At 59.4% G+C, this 23,002-nt stretch carries 23 protein-coding genes; 8 read left to right on the forward strand and 15 right to left on the reverse strand.

Features of this window, described 5'->3' with window-relative positions; genetic code table 11:
• Positions 1–45: 45 nt before the first annotated feature.
• Positions 46–1,392, reverse strand: coding sequence for a class II 3-deoxy-7-phosphoheptulonate synthase (locus ACIOMO_RS14865; RefSeq protein WP_003226774.1), 1,347 nt, complete (start codon positions 1,390–1,392; stop codon positions 46–48).
• Positions 1,393–1,542: 150 nt separating this feature from the next.
• On the opposite strand from ACIOMO_RS14865, the gene ACIOMO_RS14870 reads away from it, so the two are divergent.
• The gene (locus ACIOMO_RS14870; RefSeq protein ID WP_053122388.1) at positions 1,543–2,298 is read left to right on the forward strand and encodes a spermidine synthase; all 756 of its coding nucleotides are present in this window, start codon (positions 1,543–1,545) and stop codon (positions 2,296–2,298) included.
• A gap of 102 nt (positions 2,299–2,400) precedes the next feature.
• Here ACIOMO_RS14870 and ACIOMO_RS14875 read toward each other — a convergent pair whose 3' ends face one another.
• Positions 2,401–3,192, reverse strand: a complete 792-nt coding sequence (locus tag ACIOMO_RS14875) for a crotonase/enoyl-CoA hydratase family protein (RefSeq protein ID WP_401241602.1) — start codon at positions 3,190–3,192, stop codon at positions 2,401–2,403.
• A 424-nt stretch (positions 3,193–3,616) separates the two neighbouring features.
• Between ACIOMO_RS14875 and ACIOMO_RS14880 the strand changes: the two genes are divergently transcribed.
• Positions 3,617–5,290 carry a DEAD/DEAH box helicase gene (locus ACIOMO_RS14880; RefSeq protein ID WP_053122275.1) on the forward strand — a complete coding sequence of 558 codons (1,674 nt, stop codon included), beginning with the start codon at positions 3,617–3,619 and terminating at the stop codon, positions 5,288–5,290.
• Between the two features lie 158 nt (positions 5,291–5,448).
• Here the strand turns inward: ACIOMO_RS14880 and ACIOMO_RS14885 are convergent, their stop codons facing one another.
• The gene (locus ACIOMO_RS14885) at positions 5,449–6,216 is read right to left on the reverse strand and encodes a DODA-type extradiol aromatic ring-opening family dioxygenase (RefSeq protein WP_400751615.1); all 768 of its coding nucleotides are present in this window, start codon (positions 6,214–6,216) and stop codon (positions 5,449–5,451) included.
• A gap of 103 nt (positions 6,217–6,319) precedes the next feature.
• On the opposite strand from ACIOMO_RS14885, the gene ACIOMO_RS14890 reads away from it, so the two are divergent.
• Positions 6,320–6,976 (forward strand): thiopurine S-methyltransferase, encoded by a 657-nt coding sequence (locus ACIOMO_RS14890; RefSeq protein ID WP_401241606.1) that lies wholly within the window; start codon positions 6,320–6,322, stop codon positions 6,974–6,976.
• Between the two features lie 90 nt (positions 6,977–7,066).
• Here the strand turns inward: ACIOMO_RS14890 and ACIOMO_RS14895 are convergent, their stop codons facing one another.
• Entirely contained in the window at positions 7,067–7,288 is a 222-nt protein-coding gene (locus ACIOMO_RS14895; RefSeq protein ID WP_053122269.1) for a YgdI/YgdR family lipoprotein, read from the reverse strand.
• A gap of 78 nt (positions 7,289–7,366) precedes the next feature.
• Positions 7,367–7,969: a molybdenum cofactor guanylyltransferase MobA gene (gene mobA / locus ACIOMO_RS14900; protein WP_053122267.1), complete on the reverse strand. Its 603-nt coding sequence runs from the start codon at positions 7,967–7,969 to the stop codon at positions 7,367–7,369.
• 81 nt (positions 7,970–8,050) lie between these two features.
• On the opposite strand from mobA, the gene moaB reads away from it, so the two are divergent.
• Together moaB and glp are read left to right on the forward strand one after the other, a co-directional pair.
• A complete protein-coding gene (gene moaB / locus ACIOMO_RS14905) occupies positions 8,051–8,590 on the forward strand; it encodes a molybdenum cofactor biosynthesis protein B (protein WP_053122265.1) in 540 nt (179 codons plus the stop codon).
• Positions 8,574–9,800 (forward strand): gephyrin-like molybdotransferase Glp, encoded by a 1,227-nt coding sequence (gene glp, locus ACIOMO_RS14910; RefSeq protein WP_401241610.1) that lies wholly within the window; start codon positions 8,574–8,576, stop codon positions 9,798–9,800. The genes moaB and glp overlap by 17 nt, the downstream gene beginning before the upstream one ends.
• Before the next feature lie 60 nt (positions 9,801–9,860).
• On the opposite strand, the gene ACIOMO_RS14915 is transcribed toward glp, so the two are convergent.
• The gene (locus ACIOMO_RS14915) at positions 9,861–10,169 is read right to left on the reverse strand and encodes a hypothetical protein (RefSeq protein WP_212543693.1); all 309 of its coding nucleotides are present in this window, start codon (positions 10,167–10,169) and stop codon (positions 9,861–9,863) included.
• A 316-nt stretch (positions 10,170–10,485) separates the two neighbouring features.
• On the opposite strand from ACIOMO_RS14915, the gene yegS reads away from it, so the two are divergent.
• Positions 10,486–11,403, forward strand: coding sequence for a lipid kinase YegS (gene yegS, locus ACIOMO_RS14920; RefSeq protein WP_053122259.1), 918 nt, complete (start codon positions 10,486–10,488; stop codon positions 11,401–11,403).
• Here yegS and ACIOMO_RS14925 read toward each other — a convergent pair.
• From ACIOMO_RS14925 to ACIOMO_RS14935, 3 genes are all read right to left on the reverse strand, one after another.
• Complete coding sequence (locus tag ACIOMO_RS14925; RefSeq protein ID WP_053122257.1) at positions 11,387–12,046, reverse strand: response regulator transcription factor; 660 nt, start codon at positions 12,044–12,046, stop codon at positions 11,387–11,389. The two genes, yegS and ACIOMO_RS14925, sit on opposite strands and share 17 nt — an antisense overlap.
• Positions 12,043–12,936 (reverse strand): sensor histidine kinase, encoded by an 894-nt coding sequence (locus ACIOMO_RS14930; protein ID WP_053122255.1) that lies wholly within the window; start codon positions 12,934–12,936, stop codon positions 12,043–12,045. Before ACIOMO_RS14930 ends, ACIOMO_RS14925 begins: the two co-directional genes overlap by 4 nt.
• Before the next feature lie 475 nt (positions 12,937–13,411).
• Entirely contained in the window at positions 13,412–13,882 is a 471-nt protein-coding gene (locus ACIOMO_RS14935) for a hypothetical protein (RefSeq protein WP_401241614.1), read from the reverse strand.
• A gap of 456 nt (positions 13,883–14,338) precedes the next feature.
• On the opposite strand from ACIOMO_RS14935, the gene ACIOMO_RS14940 reads away from it, so the two are divergent.
• Positions 14,339–15,274 carry a chemotaxis protein CheV gene (locus tag ACIOMO_RS14940; RefSeq protein ID WP_007908676.1) on the forward strand — a complete coding sequence of 312 codons (936 nt, stop codon included), beginning with the start codon at positions 14,339–14,341 and terminating at the stop codon, positions 15,272–15,274.
• 166 nt (positions 15,275–15,440) lie between these two features.
• Positions 15,441–16,247 (forward strand): MOSC domain-containing protein, encoded by an 807-nt coding sequence (locus ACIOMO_RS14945; RefSeq protein ID WP_401241617.1) that lies wholly within the window; start codon positions 15,441–15,443, stop codon positions 16,245–16,247.
• A gap of 73 nt (positions 16,248–16,320) precedes the next feature.
• Here the strand turns inward: ACIOMO_RS14945 and ACIOMO_RS14950 are convergent, their stop codons facing one another.
• From ACIOMO_RS14950 to atuC, 6 genes are all read right to left on the reverse strand, one after another.
• Positions 16,321–16,605 carry a pyrimidine/purine nucleoside phosphorylase gene (locus ACIOMO_RS14950; RefSeq protein WP_007940055.1) on the reverse strand — a complete coding sequence of 95 codons (285 nt, stop codon included), beginning with the start codon at positions 16,603–16,605 and terminating at the stop codon, positions 16,321–16,323.
• A gap of 105 nt (positions 16,606–16,710) precedes the next feature.
• A complete protein-coding gene (locus ACIOMO_RS14955; protein WP_127929212.1) occupies positions 16,711–17,253 on the reverse strand; it encodes an exonuclease domain-containing protein in 543 nt (180 codons plus the stop codon).
• 70 nt (positions 17,254–17,323) lie between these two features.
• Positions 17,324–19,285 carry an acetyl/propionyl/methylcrotonyl-CoA carboxylase subunit alpha gene (locus ACIOMO_RS14960; RefSeq protein WP_401241620.1) on the reverse strand — a complete coding sequence of 654 codons (1,962 nt, stop codon included), beginning with the start codon at positions 19,283–19,285 and terminating at the stop codon, positions 17,324–17,326.
• 114 nt (positions 19,286–19,399) lie between these two features.
• A complete protein-coding gene (locus tag ACIOMO_RS14965; RefSeq protein WP_401241623.1) occupies positions 19,400–20,197 on the reverse strand; it encodes an enoyl-CoA hydratase/isomerase family protein in 798 nt (265 codons plus the stop codon).
• The gene (gene atuD, locus ACIOMO_RS14970) at positions 20,194–21,351 is read right to left on the reverse strand and encodes a citronellyl-CoA dehydrogenase (protein ID WP_401241626.1); all 1,158 of its coding nucleotides are present in this window, start codon (positions 21,349–21,351) and stop codon (positions 20,194–20,196) included. The genes ACIOMO_RS14965 and atuD overlap by 4 nt, the downstream gene beginning before the upstream one ends.
• 31 nt (positions 21,352–21,382) lie before the next feature.
• Positions 21,383–22,999 carry a geranyl-CoA carboxylase subunit beta gene (gene atuC, locus ACIOMO_RS14975; protein WP_401241629.1) on the reverse strand — a complete coding sequence of 539 codons (1,617 nt, stop codon included), beginning with the start codon at positions 22,997–22,999 and terminating at the stop codon, positions 21,383–21,385.
• Positions 23,000–23,002 lie beyond the last annotated feature (3 nt).

The raw sequence follows: 23,002 nt of genomic DNA on the forward strand, positions 1-23,002 counted from the left end.
GATCGCAGCCTTCGGCAGCTCCTACAGGGGCGGTGGCCAGGCGGTTTAGCGGCGAACCTGCTTGAGGGTTTCGGCGATGAGGAATGCCAACTCCAGCGACTGATCGGCATTCATCCGAGGATCACAATGCGTGTGATACCGATCTGACAAGCCGTCTTCCGTAATCGGCCGCGCTCCACCGATGCACTCGGTGACGTTCTGCCCGGTCATCTCTATGTGAATCCCGCCGGCATAACTGCCTTCCGCTTCGTGCACCTGGAAGAACTGCTTCACCTCGCCAAGGATCTGCGCGAAGTCGCGGGTCTTGTAGCCGCTGCTGGCCTTGATGGTGTTGCCGTGCATCGGGTCGGAACTCCATAGCACTTGCTTGCCTTCGCGCTGCACCGCGCGGATCAGCGCCGGCAGGTGATCGCCAACCTTGTTCGCGCCCATCCGCGCGATCAGGTTAAGACGCCCCGGATCGTTGTCCGGGTTTAGCACGTCGATCAGGCGGATCAGATCATCCGGGTTCATGCTCGGGCCGACTTTCACGCCGATCGGGTTGTTCACGCCACGCAGAAACTCAACGTGAGCGCCGTCGAGCTGACGGGTGCGGTCGCCGATCCACAGCATGTGCGCCGAGCAATCGTAGTAATCGTTGGTCAGGCTGTCGCGGCGCACGAAGGCTTCTTCGTAGTTCAGCAGCAACGCTTCGTGAGCGGTAAAAAAACTGGTTTCGCGCAGTTGCGGCGAGCTGTCCATGCCGCAAGCGCGCATGAATGCCAGGGTTTCATCGATGCGGTCGGCGAGGTGGCTGTACTTCTCGGCCAGCGCCGAGTTGGCGATGAAATCGAGGTTCCATTTGTGCACTTGGTGCAGGTCGGCAAAACCGCCCTGAGCGAAGGCGCGCAACAGGTTCAGCGTCGCGGTGGACTGGTGATAGGACTGCAGCAGACGCTCCGGATCCGGTACGCGGCTCTTCTCATCGAAACCGATGCCGTTGACGATATCGCCGCGATAAGCCGGCAGCGTCACGCCGTCGATGGTCTCGTCGTTGGCCGAACGCGGCTTGGCGAACTGACCGGCCATGCGCCCGACTTTGACCACCGGGCAACCGGCGGCGAAGGTCATGACGATCGCCATTTGCAGCAACACTTTAAACGTGTCGCGAATCTTCGCCGCGGAGAATTCGGCGAAGCTTTCTGCGCAATCGCCACCCTGCAGCAGGAATGCCCGGCCCTGGGTGACTTCGGCAAACTGCCGGCGCAGTTCACGCGCCTCACCGGCAAACACCAGTGGCGGATAACTGGCCAGGGTTTGCTCGACCTGGCGCAGGTGTGCGGCGTCGGGGTATTGCGGTTGTTGCTGGATCGGCAGGGCGCGCCAGCTGTCAGGGCTCCACGGTTGGCTCATCACGGTCTCTAAGGTTCTACGCACGGACGGCCATGTTAGCAGCAATTAGTGCGTGACCTGCTCCCGCCCCTTCGCCGACAATTGCCGCTTTGCCACGGCGCCACAGCGGTGCCATCGCGTCACCGCGCCCGGTGACCATCAGGAGACGAAATGACTGAGGAGCGCGTCGAGCATCTGCTCGCCGAAGTACAGGATGAGTTCGGCGTGATTCGCGTGCTGGAAGTGGCCGATTACCGCTTTCTCGAATTCGGCGATGCGATCGAGCAGAGCTGCGTGTTCACCGCTGACCCGAGCTGGCTGGAGTACGACTACACCCGCGCGATGCTGATCGGCGCGTTGTGCCATGAGCAACCGGACAGCGCGCTGTTTCTCGGGTTGGGTGCGGGGACATTGACCCAGGCCTGCCTCAAGTTTCTGCCACTGGAAGATGTTGAAGCCATCGAGTTGCGCCCGGACGTGCCGCGTCTGGCGATCGAATATCTTGGGCTGGATGATGACCCGCGTCTGTACATCCGTGTTGGCGATGCGCTGGAATTGCTGCCGACGGCGGAACCTGCGGATTTGATCTTCGTCGACCTCTACACCGACGTCGGGCCGGGTGTCGGGCACCTGGCCTGGGGGTTTCTCGGTGATTGCCAGAAGCGTTTGAATCCGGGCGGCTGGCTGGTGATCAATCAGTGGGCCACCGATGATGGCCAGCCGTTGGGCGCGGCGCTGTTGCGCGGGCTCTATCACCGGCATTACTGGGAGCTGCCGGTGAAGGAGGGCAATGTGATTCTGCTGGTGCCGGCGGATCTCGATCAGGAACTGGACATGCAGGCGTTGACTGCGCGGGCCGAAGCGCTGGCGCCACGGTTGGGGTATTCGTTGCAGTCGTTGATCAACGCGATTCGCCCGGCCACTTGATCCGAAACCCCTGTAGGAGCTGCCGAAGGCTGCGATCTTTTGATCTTGTTTTTCATAGGATCAAGATCAAAAGATCGCAGCCTTCGGCAGCTCCTACAGGAGTTAAATTCCTTTGAATATTCCAGGCCGCCGTTCCACTAAAGACCGCACGCCCTCCTTGGCATCCTCACTCGCCAACAACTTCTTCACCAACGCCGGCAAGCCCTGCGTCGCCGCCGTCTCACCCTCATACCGCGCCTGCCGCGCCGACATCAACGTCGCCTGCACCCCCAATGGCGCCTGTCGCGCGATCCGCTCCGCCAATTCCATTGCCCGTGGCAACAAATCCACACTGGCCATCACTTCCTGCACCAACCCCAAGCGCAACGCATCGTGCGCATCAAACTCATCGCCGGTCAGCAGCCAGCGCATCGCATTGCCCCAGCCGGCAATCTGTTGAAAACGTAAAGTCGCGCCACCAAAAGGAAAGATCCCACGCTGCACTTCCATTTGCGCGAAGCGGGTGTTGCTCGCGCAAAGATTGATATCCGCCGCCAACATGAGCTCGATCCCGATGGTCAGGCAATAACCCTGCGCCGCGACAATCACCGGTTTGCTCACCCGTGGCCCGACGAAAACACCCCACGGATCGCAACCGCCGGTCGGAACCTGCCAACCTTCGGCCAATGCTGAGCTGGCATTTACCAGATCCAGACCGGCGGTAAAGTGTTCGCCATGGCCGAACACCACCGCTACCCGCGCCTCGCTGTCGGCTTCGAACTCGCCATAGGCCAGGCTCAAGTCGTTGAGCAGGTCGAGGTCGAAAGCATTGCGCTTGGCCGCTCGATCCAGGCCGATCAGGTGGACGTGACCACGACGTTCTCGGCTGACGCGGCCGGCGCAGGGCTGATTCATCGGTAGATCCTCGGGCGGGAAGGGCAGGTGCAGCGACGGAATGCCGCACGTCGGTGAATCGTTTAAGCCTCATCGCCCGCAGGGCCGGGCCTTTGAAAAATAGACCTTGAAACGATTATCCGCAAAACCCCATTACACAGCGGTGACACACGCATTTTGCCGATAAAAAAAGCTCCCTTTTTGGGCAATTTCCGGTATAGTGCGCGCCGGCCTTTAACCGGGCCGCGTTTAGGTAGCGCAATTCCCCGAAGTCAGCTTCGGCTGCACGTCCGCACTGCGGGCTCTTCCCGGACGATTCTTTTTTTTCATTCATTCGTTTTCGCAAATCCCCGCCGACAAAGCAGCCAGGGCGACTCTTGAGTCTCAACACGGCATGCGCAGCTTTGGAGCATGGGTCTTTGCGGATGCACTTAGAGGCAGACCCATGACCCAGGAAACCGGCGGCTTCGCCGCTTTTAATCTTAATCCGAACATTCTTGCAGCCGTCATCGCGACTGGCTACGAAGAACCTTCGGCTATTCAGCAGCAATCGATCCCGATCATCATGGCCGGTCAAGACATGATTGGTCAGGCGCAAACCGGTACGGGTAAAACCGCCGCATTCGCCCTGCCGATCCTGCACCGCATCGATCCTGCCAAGCGCGAGCCGCAAGCCCTGATCCTGGCGCCAACCCGTGAGTTGGCGCTGCAAGTAGCAACCGCTTTCGAAACCTACGCCAAGCAAATGCCAGGCGTTACTGTTGTGGCCGTTTACGGCGGCGCGCCGATGGGCCCGCAACTGAAAGCAATCCGTAATGGCGCACAGATCGTTGTCGCCACCCCGGGCCGTCTGTGCGACCACCTGCGTCGTGACGAAAAAGTCCTGTCGACCGTGAACCACCTGGTTCTCGACGAAGCGGACGAAATGCTCAAACTGGGTTTCATGGACGACCTCGAAGTTATCTTCAAGGCTCTGCCACCGACCCGTCAGACTGTACTGTTCTCGGCCACCTTGCCGCAGTCGATCCGCGCCATTGCCGAACGCCATCTGCGCGATCCGCAACACGTGAAGATCCAGACCAAGACCCAGACCGTTACCGCGATTGAACAGGCTCACCTGTTGGTTCACGCTGACCAGAAGACTTCGGCTGTTCTCAGCTTGCTGGAAGTGGAAGACTTCGACGCTCTGATCATGTTCGTGCGCACCAAGCAAGCGACCCTGGATCTGGCCAGCGCCCTCGACGCCAAAGGCTACAAAGCCGCCGCGTTGAACGGTGACATCGCCCAGAACCAGCGTGAGCGCGTTATCGACTCGCTGAAAGATGGCCGTCTGGACATCGTTGTTGCGACCGACGTTGCTGCTCGTGGTCTGGACGTTCCGCGCATCACTCACGTGTTCAACGTTGACATGCCGTACGATCCAGAGTCCTACGTTCACCGTATCGGCCGTACTGGCCGTGCCGGTCGCGAAGGTCGTGCACTGCTGCTGGTGACTCCACGTGAGCGCCGCATGCTGCAAGTGATCGAGCGTGTAACCGGTCAGAAGGTTGCTGAAGTTCGCCTGCCGGACGCTCAAGCCGTTCTCGATGCGCGCATCAAGAAACTGACCAACAGCCTGTCGCCGCTGGTGGCTGATGCTGAATCGACTCACGGTGAGTTGCTCGATCGTCTGACCGCAGACATCGGCTGCACTCCGCGTGCTCTGGCTGCTGCGCTGCTGCGCAAAGCCACCAACGGTCAAGCGCTGAACCTGGCTGCAATCGAGAAGGAACGCCCACTGGTGCCGAACAATGCACCGCGTGGCGACCGTCCTGAGCGCACTGGCGATCGTCCTGATCGTGGTGACCGCGAGCGTCGCGCGCCAATGCCTTTGGGCGAAGGCCGTGCTCGTTGCCGTACCGCGCTGGGTGCGCGTGACGGTATCGCTGCGAAAAACCTGCTGGGCGCCATCCTCAACGAAGGCGGTCTGGCCCGTGAAGCGATCGGTCGCATCCAGGTGCGTGACAGCTTCAGCCTCGTCGAGCTGCCGGAAGATGGTCTGGACAAACTCCTGACCAAACTGAAGGACACTCGCGTTGCCGGTAAGCAGTTGAAGCTGCGTCGCTACCGCGAAGATTGATCCGCCCTTAGGCTGATTGATCGCAGATAAAAAATCCCCGACTGGTTCGGGGATTTTTTTACCTGTTTTTCAGGATCAAAAGATCGCAGCCTTCGGCAGCTCCTACATTTGGAATGCGTTCCCCCTGTAGGAGCTGCCGAAGGCTGCGATCTTTTGCTTTAACCGAAGCGGTAAATATCCATCCCCAACGCACCCATCGTGAATCCCTTGTGCGCCACACTAAACTCACCCCCCGCACCCCGGGCAAAATACAGCGGCAACAAATGCTCATCACTCGGATGGTTGCGCACCGCATTCGGCGCCTGCTGACGATAATCGTGCAGCGCCGCCTCATCATCGGCCTGCAGCTTATCGATCACCCAATCACGGAAATCCCGCGCCCATGGCTCAACGCTTTCCGGCCCGGCATGCCAGTCCAGTTCGCGCAGGTTGTGGGTGATGCTGCCAGAACCGATCAACAGAATCCCTTGCTCGCGTAAACCGGCCAAGGCTCGACCCACACGGGTCTGAAGCGCCGGGCCTGCCCGACTTGGCAGCGAAACCTGCACCACCGGAATATTCGCCTGCGGATACATCAGCGACAACGGCACCCACACGCCATGATCGAAAGGGCGCTGCGGGTCGAGACGTGCTGGCAGGTTGTTCGCCGTCAGCAACTGCGCCACTTCTCCAGCCAGTTGCGGATCGCCCGGCGCCGGGTATTGCACTTCAAACAGCGCACGGGGAAACCCGCCAAAGTCATGCCAGGTTTCCGGTTGCGGATTGCTGCTGACCAACAGTTCGTGGCTCTCCCAGTGTGCAGAGACGATCACGATGGCTTTCGGTGTCGGCAGTTCGGCGGCCAATCGCGCGAGGGCCGGGCCGCTGGCGCCTGGCTCCAATGCAAGCATCGGTGAGCCGTGTGAGATATACAGACTGGGAAACATGTGCGGGCTCCTGAACGGTAAGATGGCCCATCTTCAGTCAGTTCATTGATCTAAATCTAATATAAGTTTTAACGCTTTTTGATCGAATTTTTAGGGGGGATGCATGCAGCCTGAGTTTTGGCACAAGAAGTGGGCTTCGAACCAGATTGGCTTTCATTTGCCGGACGTTAATCCTTATCTACAACGCTTCTGGCCGGATCTGAACCTCGCGGCACACGCGCCGGTGCTGGTGCCTTTGTGTGGGAAAAGTCTGGATTTGCTGTGGCTGGCTGGGCGCGGGCATCGGGTGCTCGGTATTGAACTGTCGGAGAAAGCCGTTGAAGACTTTTTCAGCGAGCAAAAACTGCAGCCACAGATCAGCGAGCACGGCGTCTTCAAGGTTTACCGCGCTGGCACAATCGAGTTGTGGTGCGGTGACGTTTTCGCGCTGAGCGCTGAGGACGTTGCCGATTGTTCCGCGCTGTACGACCGTGCAGCAGTGATCGCCTTGCCGCCGCCAATGCGCGAGCGTTATGCCGAGCATTTGCAGAATATTCTGCCGGCGGGTTTGAAGGGGCTGTTGATTACGCTGGATTACGATCAATCGCAAATTTCCGGGCCGCCGTTCTCCGTAGACGATGCTCAAGTGCGACACTTGTTCGGCGGCGCATGGCAGATGCAGGTGCTGGAATCGCAGGATGTGCTGAGTGACAGCGGCAAGTTTGTGCAGGCAGGTGCGACGCGGCTTGAGGAGCGGGTCTATCGGATAACCGCTCGGTAACTTTCTTGCGCGCATAAAAAATGCCCCGACGTATCGGGGCATTTTTTTAGCCGGGCAAACCGGCTGGGTCAGACGTCGCTTCGAAGAACCTTACAGTTCTTTAACGGTGCGAACCTGATCCTTGTTGATGCGAGTTTCTTTGCCGTCCAGTTGCTGGAACTCGTAGAAACCCGAATCATCATCGTATTTCGGCGTGTCGACGGCCTGGATTTCGCGACCGTCATTCAGCGTGATCACTGTAGGCGACGAGCAACCGGCGAGGGTGGCCAGGCCCAGTGCGAGCATGAGAGAGGCGATGGTCCGTTGAGTCATGGGTGTGTCTCCGAATGGGAATTCTTTTGGTTACTGAGCTTGAGACGTATACAAGGCGTGAGAGTTCCTTGAATAGTGTCAGTCTGACACAGTGTTATGCGCCTTTAACAGTTCGGGGGTGTTGAGGTTGGCCAGTCGCGGGTCATTGTCCGGGCATTCCAATGCAGTGGCGCCGAGGCTGCGCATCACCCGGCCGGGGCTGCGTTCACCGCTGTTCCAGGCGGTTTCGAAGGCTGGCAGCAGGCTCACGGGAATCACGCACAACAACGGTTCCCAGTGCTCGTCGTGCCACAACATTAAAGGTTTGTCAGGATTGTGATTGGCGGTTTCGCGCATGCTTTGCAGCAGTGCTTCGTCGATTCGCGGAACATCGCACGGCAACACCAGCAAGTGCGAATGGCGCGCCGCTTTCAAGCCTGCACGAATACCGGCGAGTGGCCCGGGGAAGTCACCTTCGTCATCCACCACCAATTGATCGGCATAGGTTTCATAGCGTTCGCGATTGCGGTTGCAGGAGATGATCAAGTCGTCCGTCAGCGCTCGTACTTTGCGCTGCAGATGCGCAATCAGCGGTTCGCCGTGCCACTCGATCAAACCTTTGTCCTGACCGCCCATGCGCTGGCCGCGTCCGCCTGCCAGCAGCAGCACGGAACAAGGGGGCAATGGCGTATTTGCGGTCATTTTGGCTCTCCGTAGGGGCGGCGTAAAAAGGGGGCGCTGTGATATAACACCGGGCTGTTTCTCCTACAACTGGACGAGCCTATGAAAGCCAAGGCTGATGTACCTTTCGCACCGCTCAATATTGCCGTGCTGACTGTCAGCGATACCCGAACACTGGAAACCGATACCTCAGGTCAGGTCTTTGTCGATCGCCTGTTGGCGGCTGGCCACAACCTGGCCGAGCGGGTTCTGCTCAAAGATGATCTGTATAAAATCCGTGCGCAAGTCGCCAACTGGATCGCCGACGATGTTGTGCAGGTCGTGTTGATCACTGGCGGCACCGGCTTCACCGGCCGTGACAGTACGCCGGAAGCGGTGGCCTGTCTGCTCGACAAACAGGTCGATGGCTTTGGCGAATTGTTCCGCCAGATCTCGGTGGCCGATATCGGCACCTCAACCGTGCAATCCCGCGCACTGGCCGGTCTGGCCAATGGCACGCTGGTGTGCTGCCTGCCGGGTTCGACCAACGCCGTGCGCACCGGTTGGGACGGGATTCTCGCCGAGCAACTGGATTCCCGTCACCGTCCATGCAATTTCGTCCCGCATCTGAAACAGGCGGCGCCTTGTGAATCCCGTGGGTAAGCCGGGCAAGACTGGTGCGCTGATGCCTGTCGAAGTGGCCTTGGCGCGGCTGCTGGAAATGGCCGAGGCCTCGCCAATCGTCGAGCGTGAGTATTTGCCGCTCGCTGAGGTTCAGGGGCGCGTGCTGGCCGAGGATCTGGTTTCGACGCTGGATCTGCCGCCGTGGCCGAACAGTGCGATGGACGGTTACGCACTGAATCTGGCCGACTGGACGGGCGAGCCGTTGCCGGTCAGCCAGAAAATATTCGCCGGGCAAGCGCCTGAACCTTTGCAGCGTGGAACCTGTGCTCGAATCTTCACCGGCGCACCTGTGCCGGCCGGAGCCGATTGTGTCGAGATGCAGGAAAACGCCGAAGTCATGGCGGACGGCCGCGTAGGTTTTTCCGAAGCCATGAAAGTCGGGCAGAACATTCGTCCGCAGGGCCAGGAAACCACGGTGGGTGAACTCGTCCTGTCGGCCGGCACTCGCCTGGGGCCGATCGAGCAGGGCTTGTCCGCTTCATTGGGCCGCGCCGGCCTGAATGTCGTGCGCAAGGTGCGCGTAGCCGTGCTGTCGACCGGCGATGAACTGATTGAGCCCGGTCAGGCATTGGGGCCGGGGCAGATTTACAACAGTAACCGTGTGGTGCTGTGCAGCTGGTTGCAGCGGCTGGGCTGCGAAGTGATCGATGCCGGGATTCTTCCGGACAATCTGGCGACGACCCGAGAGCGTTTGGGTGAATTGCAGGATGTCGATCTGATTCTCTCCACTGGTGGTGTTTCGGTCGGTGAGGCGGATTTTCTCGGCATCGCATTGAGGGAAGAAGGCGAGCTCGCCTTGTGGAAGCTGGCGATCAAACCCGGGAAACCGCTGACCTTCGGCCATTTCCGTAACGTGCCGGTGATCGGGCTGCCGGGTAACCCTGCTTCAACGCTGGTGACCTTCGCCCTGTTAACCCGACCATATCTGTTGCGGCGCCAAGGCGTGCAAGACTTTGAACCACTCAAGTTCCGCGTGCCGGCAGGGTTCAACTGGCCAGTGGCTGGCAACCGTCGTGAGTACTTGCGCGGACGGCTGGAGCAGGGGCGGGCAATCATCTATCGTAATCAAAGCTCTGGCGTTTTGCGCAGTGCGGCCTGGGCTGACGGTCTGGTCGAGGTGCTTGAGGGCCGGACGCTGGTTGAGGGCGACGAAGCTGTCTTCATTCCCCTGAGTGAGCTTCTGGGTTAACTGCCTCGGTATCCGCAGGTGCTGGCGCGTGTCGCCGGCACCTGCGGGCCCGCTCAGGCGTCAGTGAGCCATGAGCGAAATGATCTGGTCAAAACGACTGTTGGCTATCCATCCCAGCAAACCCATCACGACGGCTGTTGCGCCTGCCGCGTAGGCGAGGCGATGCTTGATGGTTCTGACATCGCCCCTGACTTCATCCATGTCCCTGCGGATGTATTTGAGGTGGGTTTCCAGCTCGGTGACGCGAGGTTCCATGTTCGTTTCTCCAGTGGGTTTGGCGCCGCTGTGGAAGTCAGTGGTGTGGCTGGTGCGACTTTGCGCGAGTGGAGCAACCGGGCTCACTGGCAGTCTGGCTTCATGACTATGCATTGATGTTGACGCCTGCTGGAAATGGACGCGGGTCGCTAACGGTGTCAATGAAAGTATCGAAAGCCCTAGAGGTGTATCCACTCATTACATGCACATCCTTGTGTGTTTTCAGATTGAAGATTGATACCGCCGACGCACGATCTACCAATGGCTGGAGTTGGTCAATGCAGCCAATTCATCACATCTTGTAAGAAAAATCCCAGCCCTGTAGGACGCGTGCGCCGAGACGCCTGAATTAATTACGGTTCTTGCGGCTTTTTTCCGTGCGCCAGTGGTCAAGATGTCTCATACCGAATCCATTCACGGAGTGATTGCAATGAGTGAACGCAGGGCGCTGTTGATTCTGCATGGCAAGCAGGCACTCAACGAGGCGGTTCGTGCCGCCGTCGAAAGTAAACGCGAACAAGGCTGGGAGCTGGCCGTGCGCCTGACCTGGGAGGGCGGCGATGCCGAGCGTCTGGTCGAAGAGGCGCTGGCGGCTGGCTATAAACAGATTATCGCTGGTGGTGGCGATGGCACCTTGCGTGATATCGCCCAGGCGCTGGCGGCGCATCCGGGCGAAGCCAGCCTGGTGCTGTTGCCGCTGGGTACGGCGAACGATTTTTCCCGTGCGGCGGGCGTTCCGCTGGAGCCGGCAGAGGCGCTTGAGTTGCTCGATGTGCCTGCGCGCGACATCGATCTGGGCCAGGTTGGCGGGCAGATCTTCCTCAATATGGCCACGGGCGGTTTTGGTAGCCAGGTCACGGCCAATACTTCTGAAGACTTGAAGAAAGTACTCGGGGGCGCGGCCTACCTGTTCACCGGTCTGTCGCGCTTCAGTGAGCTGCATGCTGCCTATGGCGAGTTACAGGGGCCGGATTTCCACTGGCGTGGCGAGCTGCTGGCGCTGGGCATCGGCAATGGTCGTCAGGCGGGCGGTGGGCACGTGCTGTGTCCGCAGGCACTGGCCGATGATGGTCTTTTGGACATCAGCATTCTGCCGGCGCCACAGGAGTTGGTGGGTACCTTGAAGAATCTGCTCACTGATGGCTTCGGCCTCGACAACATGTTCGTGCGGACACGTTTGCCGTGGGTCGAAATCAAGGTGTCTGAAGGGCTTTACATCAATCTGGATGGTGAACCACTGGAAGGCGATAGCCTGCGCTTCGAAGCGCGCCCTGCGGCATTGCAGGTGCATTTGCCTGAGGACTCTCCGCTGTTGAGCGCTACAACGCCGATCAGTCGTCCAGACTGATGATCTGTTCGCGCACGGCGAACAGCACCAGGCCCGCCACATCGTAGATCTGCAGACGTTTCATGATCTGCGCGCGGTGGGTCTCGACGGTTTTGATGCTCAGGCCCAGGCCGTTGGCGATTTCCCGGGTCGACTTGCCGCGCACGATCAGTCGGAGGATTTCCAGTTGGCGTGCCGTCAGGTTGTGCGAATCGGTGGTGTCCGGCTGGCCTTTCTGATTGCGGACCAGGGCCTGATTGATCACCGTGTGGGCGATCGCCGGACTTAGATAACGCTCGTTATTGCGCAGCGCGTCCAGCGCGTGTTCAAGCTCGGTGCCGGTGGTGTCCTTGAGCAGATAACCGTAAGCGCCGGATTCCAGCGCCTGCATGATCAGCGCCGGGTCGGTGTGCATCGACAGGATCAGCACTTTGCTTTGCGGGCGCACGCGTTTGAGTCGCTGCAACGCTTCGAGGCCGCCGGTTTCCTTCATGGAAATATCCAGCAAGACAATATCGGGGTTCAGCAGCTCGACCATTTCAAGCAACTGCGAGCCGTCATTGGCCTCGCCGATTACCGCGTAACCGGGAATATCCATAACCAGAGCGCGCACGCCGGCCCTGATCAGCGAGTGGTCATCCACCAGAAGTAAGTTACAAGTCAACGCATAACCTTATTCGTACTGGCCCGCTCGAGTGCGCGCGGCGCCCAGGGGAAAAGTGCTTCGATTTGAGTGCCTTTGCCCGGTTCGCTGATCACGCTCAGGGTGCCACCCAGTTGTTCGATCCGTTCGGCCATGCCGGCCATGCCACGTTGTCCTTCACGCCCCGGATTGACGGCCGGCGCGAAGCCCTGGCCATCATCGCTGATCAGCAGGGTCAAACCCTTGGGCAAGCGCTGCACGCGAATCAGCAGGTTTTTCGCCTGGGCGTGACGCAGGATGTTGGTCACTGCCTCCTGCGCAATACGAAACGCGGCGACGGCCATTTCTTCCGGAATACCGTTCAAGCGCTGCTGGCAGTCGAGGCTCCAGTGCACGTCGGTGTTGGTCAACGTTTTGAGCAGGTGCGCGCGCAGGCTCGCTTCAAGGCCAAGGCTGGTTAGTTGCCGTGGGTTAAGGATGGCCGATACGTCGCGGACTTTGTTGAGGGTTTCTTCGAGGGTGTCGCAGAGGACTGTGCATTGCTCCTGCAATTCCTCCGGCATGCGCCGTTTCAGCCAGTCGCTTTGCAATTTGGCGGCGGTCAGCAATTGGCCGATGTCATCGTGCAGCTCGCGGCTGAGGCGATGGCGTTCGTTTTCCTGGACTTCCAGCAGGCGATCGGCGAGTTCCTGTGGCTGGAACTTGATCGATTTGCGTGACAGGCGATATTGCACCCAGACGCACGCCGTAGCTGCGATGTCGAGCAACAACAGACCCAGGCCCAACGGCTTGGAAAAACCGTAGGTCAGAAGGCTGCCCAGCGCAGCGGCGACACACAGGATGAGTGTGAACCGGCGGGCATTTTCCCGGGAGGGTGGCCATGTTGTGAGGGTCTTTATGCTGGCGTACATAACGGATGGAGCCAATGGATGTTCGCTGCGGGTAGACCGGCCGGTGGCTGGCGGGTCTCTGTCTGGAAATGCTGTCAATTATGTGAATGATTTCAACAGGCTGCAGTGAACGGTAGTTTACCGCCAACTTCTCTGAATGCCGATCAATGAAATCACTTTGCCATTAATTTGAAAGCAACTAATGGGCGGCATAGTACCACTTAAGATACCGTTGGTCGCGCCTGCTCTATATGTCCAATGAGTCAGGAAAGACGCCATTATGGACGTATGTTCCATAATGGAAAAAAGTCGAAGTATGGTATTCGACAGATAAACAAATTGACTAAACGAGGATTCTTAACACACAGGAAAACCCTGAGGCGGGCTGAAAATTATCCGTCGCATCAGGTGTATTTATTTAGTTCGATATGTCGCTGGCAGGTATGAACTATTCAATAACGACATTAAATGAGTAGTGCTCAAGCCTGACGCCAGATCAGGCCTGTCGCTCAGAGAACGACAGAGGTGGCAAACGTTTGCCCGGCAAAGGCATCCGGAACTGGCTTTGCCCGACATGAAAGGCGAACGCTTCGATTAATGAGGCCTGTTCGCTGCCATCAAGGCTCAGTTGCCCGGTCTTCACATCGACCAGCTCCAGTTGCCAGGCCATCAGCGTGAAGCAATCTTTCAAGGCGCTCAGCGCTTGTTCGTGCAGGTCGACGTGATCCTGGGTCAGATTGAGCAGGCTGTAGATGTGCAGGGAAAACTCGGAAATCGCTTCCAGCGCCAGTGCCTCAGCTCTGCCGGCGAGCTTGAGCAGCGTGCCCTGCATGCACGCGATGGCATCCTTGTCATTGCTGATCAGTTGCAGATGGCTCAGGCATTCTTCCGACTTGGCCAGCAGCGTCTCAGCCTCGAGCAGAAATTCGGGGAAGCGTTGCGCCCAGTCTTTACGGTCGATTGGCATGCTTACCTCCACAGCGTCATGTCTGATGGGGGAGTGCCGTGTGTGGCGACGATCGTGAATCGTCGGCAGATCGCGCCCAGACGTGCCGCAAGTGCACTGGCTGTGGATTTCCATAGGATGGGTTGCCACTGAGTTGCGATCGCACACAATAGCCTGACTCCGTTCATGCAATGAGAATGGCGTCACATTAATGGCTATTGGATATCGCGAATATCAGGTTAGGCCTGATTGATACTAGGGGAATCCCTTAGGCGCGGGAACCTACCGTGCAAACCGAGGTCGCGCCGCAAAGACTGTAGCAGATGAAAACAACCGAGCCAGTAAAGCATGATGTTAATGTGACATCAATGCCCGGTTGTGGCATTTTGATGGCTAATTTCGCAGCAATCAAGATTCGTCATTAACTGCCGATAAAGCCAGTTAGTGAATTCATCTGAACAAGCCCAGGAGTCATTGATGGCCGGCATTCTCGACACGGTAGACCAACGCACGCAACTGGTGGGTGAGAATCGCCTGGAAATTCTCATGTTTCGTCTGGCTGGACGCCAATTGTTTGCGATCAACGTGTTCAAGGTTCAGGAAGTCCTGCAACTGCCGAAGCTGACTCTGATGCCGCAGCGTCACCCGTTCGTATGCGGCGTGGTCAACCTGCGCGGGCAGACCTTGCCGGTGATCGACCTGTCCCAGGCGATCGGCATGCGGCCGTTGGTGCCGGGCCCGAACAGCACCATCATAGTCACTGAATACAACCGTTCGGTGCAGGCATTCCTCGTCGGCGGTGTGGATCGCATCGTCAACATGAACTGGGAAGCCATTTTGCCGCCACCGACCAGCGCTGGCCGTCAGCATTACCTGACGGCGATCAGCAAGGTCGACGATCAGTTGGTGGAAATCATCGACGTCGAGAAAGTTCTCGCCGAAATCGTCCCGTACAACGCCAAGGTCTCGCGGGAAAAGCTCGAAGACCCGGTGCTCGAACGTGCCCGTGGTCGCGAAGTGCTGCTGGTCGACGATTCCAACGTGGCGCTCTCGCAACTGCGTGACACCCTCGGCCAGTTGGGCGTAAAGATGCACATCGCCAGCGACGGTTTGAAGGCGCTGAACATGCTCAAGGCCTGGGCTGACACCGGCGTGAACATGACTGACAAGTTGCTGATGATCTTCACCGACGCGGAAATGCCGGAAATGGACGGTTACCGTCTGACCACCGAAATCCGCAACGACCCGCGTCTGCGTGGGCTGTACGTGGTACTGCACACGTCGCTGTCGGGCAGCTTCAACGATTCGATGGTGAAGAAGGTTGGCTGCGACAACTTCCTCTCGAAATTCCAGCCGGACAAACTGGTCGATGTGGTGCGCCAGCGCCTGATGCTCGACGAAGTCCCTGCCTGATCACACACCCTTTGTAGGAGTGAGCCTGCTCGCGATAGCGGTTTGTCAGCCCCAAATCATTATCTGACACACCGCTATCGCGAGCAGGCTCACTCCTACAGTTTGCTCTTTGATTCCCTGACCAAGCTCGTATAGGGTGGCGTTTTTATCCTCCAGGGAGCTGGCCATGCTGCGTCTGAGCGCGCTTTATCGTTACCCGTTGAAATCCGGCAAAGTCGATGTGCTGCAAAGCGTCGACCTCGACAAGCTGGGGCTCGATGGCGACCGACGCTGGATGCTCGTGGACGAAGCCAGCGGCCGCTTCCTGACCCAGCGTGCTGTAGCAAAAATGAGCCAGTTGTCGGCGCTGTGGAATGCGCAGGGCGGTCTGACCCTGAGCGCGCCGCAACAGTCTTCCATCGAAATCGCTTTGCCGGGCACCGACGCCGAACTGCGCGGCGTGACTATCTGGCGTGACACCCTGCGCGTGCCGGATGCCGGTGATGAGGCGGCGCGTTGGGTCAGCGAGTTCATCGGCAAACCGACACGTCTGGTACAAGTTCCGCTGGATCGTGCGCGCACCACGCCGTCAGGTGTCGGCAAGGATGATGATCAGGTCGCGTTCGCCGACGGGTTTCCGCTGTTGCTGATTGGCGAGGCGTCGCTGCAAGATCTGTCGCAACGGGTCGGGCGACCGCTGGAGATGCTGCGTTTTCGCCCGAATCTGGTGATCGAAGGTAGCGAAGCGTACGCCGAGGATGGCTGGAAACGCATCCGTATCGGCGACGTCGAGTTCCGCGTGGTCAAGCCGTGCGCGCGCTGCATCCTTACCACCATCGACCCGCAGACTGGCGAGCGCAGTGCTGATCGTGAACCGCTGGCGACCTTGCAGAAATACCGCGCTGAAGCCGATGGCGCGATGTTCGGGCAGAATCTGGTGAATGACAGCAACGGTCGTCTCGAGGTCGGAATGCCGGTGGAAATCCTCGAATAAGCCGCCCCTGAAACGAAAAATGCCCGAGTCCTTGGACCCGGGCATTTTTATTGGCGCTGTGAAAACCGACGACTTAGCCGCGGTACTCGCACAGGTAAGCGGTATCAACCGCGACTTTCAGCTGGAATTTGCTGTTCGCCGGAACGTTGAACTGGCTGCCGGCGGCGAAGGTTTCCCAGTCGCTGCTGTCGGGCAGTTTCACGGTCAGTGCGCCGGAGACCACGTGCATGATTTCACGCTGGCTGGTGCCGAATTCGTATTCGCCCGGGGCCATGACGCCGATGGTCGCCGGACCTTCAGCGGTGCCAAAGGCGATCGACTTGACGGTGCCGTCGAAGTACTCGTTGACTTTAAACATGGGCGATTCCTCGAAAAGGGCTAAAAAATGGAGGCGGCCAGTATGCACAAGGCTTTCGGCGCCGTCACCTGCCCGGCGCCTGTCCAGCCAGTTCTCGAATTGACCCTAGAGTGGCAAAACCAGCGGCAACAATCGTGCGGTGTTGCGCGCATCTTCCAGCGCCCGGTGTTGCTGACCGCTGAACTGCATGCCGGCCAGTTGCAGCGCGCCGTTGAGCCCCAGCGGCCGCTCGAGGCGTCGGGCCTTGGCGAAGCGCTGTTTGAGGTTCATATGCGGCACTTTGCTCAATCCACTGTCGATCTGCAGGCGCTGCCATTCCTGGAGCAGTTGCTTGCGGTCGTAATCGCCCCAACTGGCCCAGCCTTCAAGACGTGATTGATGCTGCGCGAGCCAGCGTTCGAACGCCGGCCAGACCTCAGTCAGCGGTTGCGCCGTATCGATATTGGCCTGGGTGATGTGCGTCAGCTCGCGGCAGAACGGCGTCAGCAACGGCCGTCGAGTCGGTTTGACGAAGCGCTGGAAGTGATCCTGTTCGCGCCCGGCACGGTCGACCAGCGTCGCGCCGATCTCGATAATTTCCATCTCGGTGACCGGCCAGCCACCCTCATCGGTGGTGGCTTCCAGATCTATGACCAGCCAGTGGGGCATCGCAGGGTTCCTGATTTGTACGTTCTGATTATTCAGAGCGTAGCCAAACCCTGCGTTTGCGCTCGGCTGACTACTCCACCTGCAACAGAACCTGACGATTTTTTACCTGATCGCCGACTTTGACCTGCACCCGCTTCAGCACGCCGTCGATGCCGGCCTTGAGCGGGTGCTCCATTTTCATTGCCTCCAGTACCACCAGCAGCTGACCTTTGCTGACCGGGCTGCCTTCGCTGACGAGTACGTCAACAATGGCGCCGTCCATGGGCGCTTTCAAGGTGCCGGAACTGACGCTGGTCTGACTGCCGATCACCGCGTGAGTTCGATCCTCCAGGCGCAGGCTGCCGGGGTGAGTGAACAGCCAGAGTTGTTCGCCATCGAGACGACAGGCGTGGCGTTGGCGCAAGCCGTCGATTTCCAGTGTTATCGAGTGGGCGTCTTGATCGATGAGTTTCAATGCCAGTGTGCGTTCGGCGACTTGCACTTTGAACGCACCTTGCGGCTCAGCGAGCAGTTGCAGCGTCCAGTTTTGCTCATCAAGACCGAGGCGAAAATGCAGCGGCACACTGGCGTTATTACGCCAACCGGACAACGGCGCGCGGTGACTGAGGGCGCTGCTTTGATAGAACAACATTGCCGCGATTGCCAGGTCTTCGGCACTCGGCGCGTAGCTGTTCAGGCACGCGTGATCGCTGAAATGCTGCGCGATAAATGCCGTGCTGAATTCCCCGCTGATGAACTGCGGATGTTGCAGCAGGCTGACCAGCAACCGCTGATTGCTTTGCACACCCAGCAACACTGTGTCCTGCACCGCGCGCAGGAGTTTGCGTCGAGCCTCCTCGCGAGTAGCGCCGTGGGCGATCAGTTTGCCCAGCATCGGGTCATAGAACGGGCTGATCAATTGCCTTTCGCGCAGACCATGATCGATACGCGCGCCGTGTTGCAGCGCGGGCTCCCACGCCTCTACACAACCGGTTTGCGGCAAGAAATCCTGCGCAGGGTCTTCGGCGTAGAGGCGCACTTCCATCGCATGACCATTGAGTTGCACCTGATCCTGAGTCAGCGGTAACGGCTGACCTTCGGCGACCCATAATTGCCAGGCGACCAGATCCAGCCCGGTGATCAGCTCTGTCACCGGATGCTCGACCTGCAAGCGAGTGTTCATTTCCAAAAAGTAGAACTGCCCGCGTGCATCGAGCAAGAACTCCACGGTGCCAGCGCCGACATAATTCACCGCGCGCCCAGCCTTGAGAGCCGCTTCACCCATGGCCTGACGCAACTCGGCGGTCATCACCGGGCAGGGCGCTTCTTCGATGACTTTCTGATGGCGGCGCTGCACCGAGCAATCGCGCTCGCCGAGGTAGATCAGGTTGCCGTGTTGGTCGCCGAACAGTTGCACTTCGACATGCCGTGGTTCGATCAACGCCTGTTCAAGAATCAATTCGTCGCTGCCAAAACCGTTCAACGCTTCCGACCGCGCGGTACGCAGTTGCGCCGGTAAATCAGAGCCATCGTGTACCAGACGCATGCCGCGACCGCCGCCACCGGCGCTGGCCTTGATCATCAATGGATAGCCGATACGCTCGGCCTCGCGCAGCAGGGTCGCGTCGTCCTGCTCGGCGCCTTGGTAGCCGGCGATGCACGGTACACCGGCGTCGAGCATGGCGATTTTCGAGCGGCGTTTGCTGCCCATCAATTCGATGGCTGCGACGCTCGGGCCGATGAACGTCAGGCCGGCCTGTTCGCAGGCGCGAGCGAACTCGGCGTTTTCCGAGAGAAAACCATAGCCAGGATGGATGGCGTCGGCACCGCTGCGGCGGGCGGCGTCGATGATCGCCGGGATGTTCAGGTAGGACTGCTGCACGGCGGCGGGGCCGATGTGCACGGCTTGATCGGCGATTTGCACGTGCAGGGCGTCGGCGTCGGCGTCGCTGTAGACGGCGACGGTTCGGTAGCCGAGGGCTTGGGCGGTGCGCTGGATGCGGCAGGCGATTTCACCGCGGTTGGCGATCAGGATTTTGTTGAGGGTGGGCATGGTGGGTTTCCTGAGGTTTTTGCGGTGGGTTGGATGGCCTCTTCGCGAGCAAGCCCGCTCCCACATTTGGAATGCATTTCACCTTGTGGGAGCGGGCTTGCTCGCGAAGCTCTTTCAGGTGGCCCACCGCGGTTTACGCTTCTGCACAAAAGCCATGGTGCCCTCGATCCCTTCTTCTCCCGTCACCGCTTCGCTAAACCACTGCGCCGCCTCATCAAGCAATTCACTCGAAGGCTGCCCGGCACTCGCCAGCAACAATTTCTTGGTCACGGCATTCGCCTCCGGCGCACAACACAGCACGTGTTGCAGCACCTCATCCAGACGCTCAGCCAGCGCTTGCGGATCCTGCTCGACAAAATGCACCAGCCCCAAACGGCGTGCCTGATGCCCGTCAAAACGTGCGGCGGTCAGCGCCAGTCGCCGCGCCTCGGTCAGGCCAATGCGCTGCACCACAAACGGCGCGATCTGCGCCGGCAGCAGACCAAGGCTGGTTTCCGGCAAACCGAACTGCGCCTGATGATCGGCAATCGCAATGTCACTGACACACGCCAGCCCAAAACCACCGCCGAGCACCGCGCCTTGCAGCACCGTGATCAGCACTTGCGGCGCGTACTGCGCTTCTTCCAGCAAAGCCCCGAACGCGCGATTCAAATCACGGTAAGCATCGGCACCCTGAGCACGGGCACTGGCCATGTCCTTGATATCGCCACCGGCACAGAAATGCCCGCCGGCGCCGCTGAGCACCAGAGCGCGAACACTGCGGTCATCGCGTACCGACGCCAGCACCGCACGCAATTCGCTGACCATTTGCAGGCTCATTGCATTGCGGCTGTCCGGGCGATTGAGGGTGATGTGCAGCACGCCGCCATGCAGTTCCAGCAACAGCGTCTGGCATTCCGGCAGGCTGCTCATTTCTTTTTCCCCGGCAGGATGCCCATCAGTTTGCAGATGATCCCCAGCATGATTTCATCGGCGCCGCCGCCAATCGACACCAGCCGCACATCGCGATAAGCGCGGGCCACCGGGTTGTCCCACATGAAGCCCATGCCACCCCAATATTGCAGGCAACTGTCGCTGACTTCGCGCCCGAGGCGCCCGGCCTTGAGCTTGGCCATCGACGCCAGGCGCGTGACGTCCTGGCCTTTGATGTACTGCTCGGTGGCCTGATAGACCAGCGCGCGCAGGCATTCGATTTCGGTTTGCAGTTCGGCGAGGCGGAAGTGGATCACCTGGTTGTCGATCAGCGCATTGCCGAAGGTCTTGCGCTCCTTGCAGTACTCGATGGTGCTGTCGACGCAATATTCCAGGCCCTTGATCATGTTCGCCGCACCGAACAGGCGTTCTTCCTGAAACTGCAGCATCTGCATCATGAACCCGGCGCCTTCATGGCCGACGCGGTTGCGCTGCGGCACGCGCACGTCGTCGAAAAACACCTGCGCAGTTTCCGAGCTGCGCATGCCGAGCTTGTCGAGGTGCGAACTGAGACTGATGCCCGGGGTGGTCATCGGCACCATGATCAGCGACTTGTTGATGTGCGGTTTATCGTCGGAAGTGTTCGCCAGCAAACAGATGAAATCAGCACTCGGCGAGTTGGTGATCCACATCTTGCTGCCGTTGATCACGTAGTCGTCGCCGTCCTTGCGCGCGGTGGTTTTCAGCCCGGCGACGTCGGAGCCAGCGCCGACCTCGGAAACGCCGATGCAGCCAACCTGCTCGCCGGTGATCGCCGGACGCAGAAACTCTTCGCGCAATTCATCGGAGCCGAAACGGGCGAGGGCGGGCGTACACATGTCGGTCTGCACGCCGATCGACATCGGAATGCCGCCGCAATGAATGGTGCCGAACTCTTCAGCGGCGACAATCGAATAGCTGTAATCGAGACCCATGCCGCCGAATTTTTCCGGTTTGGAAATACCAAGCAAACCGAGGTCGCCGGCCTTGCGGAAAATCTCGTGGATGGGAAAGCGTCCGGCCTTTTCCCATTCATCGACGTGCGGATTGATCTCGTGCTCGACGAACTGGCGGACGGTACGGCGCAGGGCTTCGTGTTCCGGGGTGAAGATCATTTTTTATTGTTCTCCGTAAGATCCGTGGCGGTCAGAACCGGCTGACGCCGAAGCTGTTGGGTTGCAGCGTGCGAATGTCGGCTTCGTGGCAAATGTCCAGCAAGTAGCCGAGCAGCGTGCGCGTGTCGCGTGGATCGATCAGCCCGTCATCCCACAGGTTGGCGCTGCCGTAGAGCGCGGTGGATTGGCTGTCGAGTTTCTGCGCGGTGACCTGTTCGAGCATGTCGAGCATTTTCGGATCCGGCGTCAAACCGTCCTTGAGCTGTTTGGCTTCGGTAACGATGCGCAAGACTTTGCCGGCCTGCGCGCCGCCCATTACAGCGGTGCGGCTGTTCGGCCAGGCAAAGATAAAGCGCGGATCGAGACCGCGTCCGCACATCGCATAGTTACCGGCGCCGTAAGAGCCGCCGACGACGATGGTCAGTTTAGGCACCCGCGCGTTGGCCACCGCTTGAATCAGTTTCGAGCCGTGTTTGATCACGCCTTGCTGTTCCGATTCGGTACCGACCATGAAACCGGTGGTGTTGTGGAAAAACAGCAACGGCGTCTGGCTCTGATCGCACAGCTGAATGAACTGCGCCGCTTTGCTCGCCCCGTTCGGCGTGATCGGACCGTTGTTGCCGATGAAACCGCAGGCGCGACCCTGAATCTTCAATTGCCCGCAAAGGGTTTGCTGATCGAACTCGCCCTTGAATTCGAGAAAGCAGGATTCGTCGGCGATGCGCGCGATGATTTCACGCACGTCGTAGGGTTTTTTCGCATCGTCCGGGATTAGCCCGAGGAGTTCTTCGATGGGGTAGAGCGGTTCTTTGTATTGCGGCTCCGGCAGCCATGGCAGTTGTTCATTCCACGGCAGCATTCGCAGAACTTCACGCACCTGACGCACGCCGTCGGCATCGTTTTCCGCCAGGTATTCAGCCGTGCCGGCGACCTGCGCGTGCATCTCGGCGCCGCCGAGTTCTTCATCGGTGGCGACTTCGCCGGTGGCTGCTTTGAGCAAAGGCGGGCCGGCCAAAAACAGCTTGGCCTTGCCGCGCACCACCACCACGTAATCCGACAGCCCCGGCTGATAAGCGCCGCCCGCCGTGGCTGAGCCGTGCACCACGGTGATCTGTGGCAAACCCATCGCCGACATCCGCGCCTGGTTGGCAAAACTGCGCGCACCTTCGACAAAAATATCCGCCGCGTAATTGAGGTTGGCACCGCCGCTTTCGGCGAGGGTAATCACCGGCAGTTTGTTTTCCTGAGCGATCTGTTGCAGGCGCAGGGATTTTTTCAAACCGCTCGGTGAGATCGTGCCGCCCTTGATCGCACTGTTGTTGGCCACGACCATGGCGCGGATGCCGCAGACATAACCGATACCGGCGATTAGCCCGCCGCCTGCCGAGCTGCCGTCCTTGTCGTCATGCAACTTGTAGCCAGCGAGACTGGCAAGTTCGAGAAACGGCGCGCCGGGATCGAGCAACAGATTCAGGCGTTCGCGCGGCAATAGTTGCCCGCGTTTATCGAACTTCTCTTTCGCTTCGGCAGCTTTATTCAGCAAGTTTTGTTCGAGTTGCTGCACTTGCTCGATGGCCACGAGCATTGCCGCACGATTGCGCGCAAACGCCTCACTGTGCGGATCGAGTTGGGACTGGATCTGCGGCATGGC

It is taken from the genome of Pseudomonas sp. NPDC087804 (assembly GCF_044742965.1).
GTDB lineage: Bacteria > Pseudomonadota > Gammaproteobacteria > Pseudomonadales > Pseudomonadaceae > Aquipseudomonas > Aquipseudomonas rustica.

Excerpts from the sequence above, each read along its gene's own strand:
- ACIOMO_RS14865 (WP_003226774.1), bottom strand. The coding sequence starts at position 1,392 with ATGAGCCAACCGTGGAGCCCTGACAGCTGGCGCGCCCTGCCGATCCAG.
- ACIOMO_RS14870 (WP_053122388.1), top strand. The coding sequence starts at position 1,543 with ATGACTGAGGAGCGCGTCGAGCATCTGCTCGCCGAAGTACAGGATGAG.
- ACIOMO_RS14875 (WP_401241602.1), bottom strand. The coding sequence starts at position 3,192 with ATGAATCAGCCCTGCGCCGGCCGCGTCAGCCGAGAACGTCGTGGTCAC.
- ACIOMO_RS14880 (WP_053122275.1), top strand. The coding sequence starts at position 3,617 with ATGACCCAGGAAACCGGCGGCTTCGCCGCTTTTAATCTTAATCCGAAC.
- ACIOMO_RS14885 (WP_400751615.1), bottom strand. The coding sequence starts at position 6,216 with ATGTTTCCCAGTCTGTATATCTCACACGGCTCACCGATGCTTGCATTG.
- ACIOMO_RS14890 (WP_401241606.1), top strand. The coding sequence starts at position 6,320 with ATGCAGCCTGAGTTTTGGCACAAGAAGTGGGCTTCGAACCAGATTGGC.
- ACIOMO_RS14895 (WP_053122269.1), bottom strand. The coding sequence starts at position 7,288 with ATGACTCAACGGACCATCGCCTCTCTCATGCTCGCACTGGGCCTGGCC.
- mobA (WP_053122267.1), bottom strand. The coding sequence starts at position 7,969 with ATGACCGCAAATACGCCATTGCCCCCTTGTTCCGTGCTGCTGCTGGCA.
- moaB (WP_053122265.1), top strand. The coding sequence starts at position 8,051 with ATGAAAGCCAAGGCTGATGTACCTTTCGCACCGCTCAATATTGCCGTG.
- ACIOMO_RS14915 (WP_212543693.1), bottom strand. The coding sequence starts at position 10,169 with ATGCATAGTCATGAAGCCAGACTGCCAGTGAGCCCGGTTGCTCCACTC.
- yegS (WP_053122259.1), top strand. The coding sequence starts at position 10,486 with ATGAGTGAACGCAGGGCGCTGTTGATTCTGCATGGCAAGCAGGCACTC.
- ACIOMO_RS14930 (WP_053122255.1), bottom strand. The coding sequence starts at position 12,936 with ATGTACGCCAGCATAAAGACCCTCACAACATGGCCACCCTCCCGGGAA.
- ACIOMO_RS14935 (WP_401241614.1), bottom strand. The coding sequence starts at position 13,882 with ATGCCAATCGACCGTAAAGACTGGGCGCAACGCTTCCCCGAATTTCTG.
- ACIOMO_RS14940 (WP_007908676.1), top strand. The coding sequence starts at position 14,339 with ATGGCCGGCATTCTCGACACGGTAGACCAACGCACGCAACTGGTGGGT.
- ACIOMO_RS14945 (WP_401241617.1), top strand. The coding sequence starts at position 15,441 with ATGCTGCGTCTGAGCGCGCTTTATCGTTACCCGTTGAAATCCGGCAAA.
- ACIOMO_RS14950 (WP_007940055.1), bottom strand. The coding sequence starts at position 16,605 with ATGTTTAAAGTCAACGAGTACTTCGACGGCACCGTCAAGTCGATCGCC.
- ACIOMO_RS14955 (WP_127929212.1), bottom strand. The coding sequence starts at position 17,253 with ATGCCCCACTGGCTGGTCATAGATCTGGAAGCCACCACCGATGAGGGT.
- ACIOMO_RS14960 (WP_401241620.1), bottom strand. The coding sequence starts at position 19,285 with ATGCCCACCCTCAACAAAATCCTGATCGCCAACCGCGGTGAAATCGCC.
- ACIOMO_RS14965 (WP_401241623.1), bottom strand. The coding sequence starts at position 20,197 with ATGAGCAGCCTGCCGGAATGCCAGACGCTGTTGCTGGAACTGCATGGC.
- atuD (WP_401241626.1), bottom strand. The coding sequence starts at position 21,351 with ATGATCTTCACCCCGGAACACGAAGCCCTGCGCCGTACCGTCCGCCAG.
- atuC (WP_401241629.1), bottom strand. The coding sequence starts at position 22,999 with ATGCCGCAGATCCAGTCCCAACTCGATCCGCACAGTGAGGCGTTTGCG.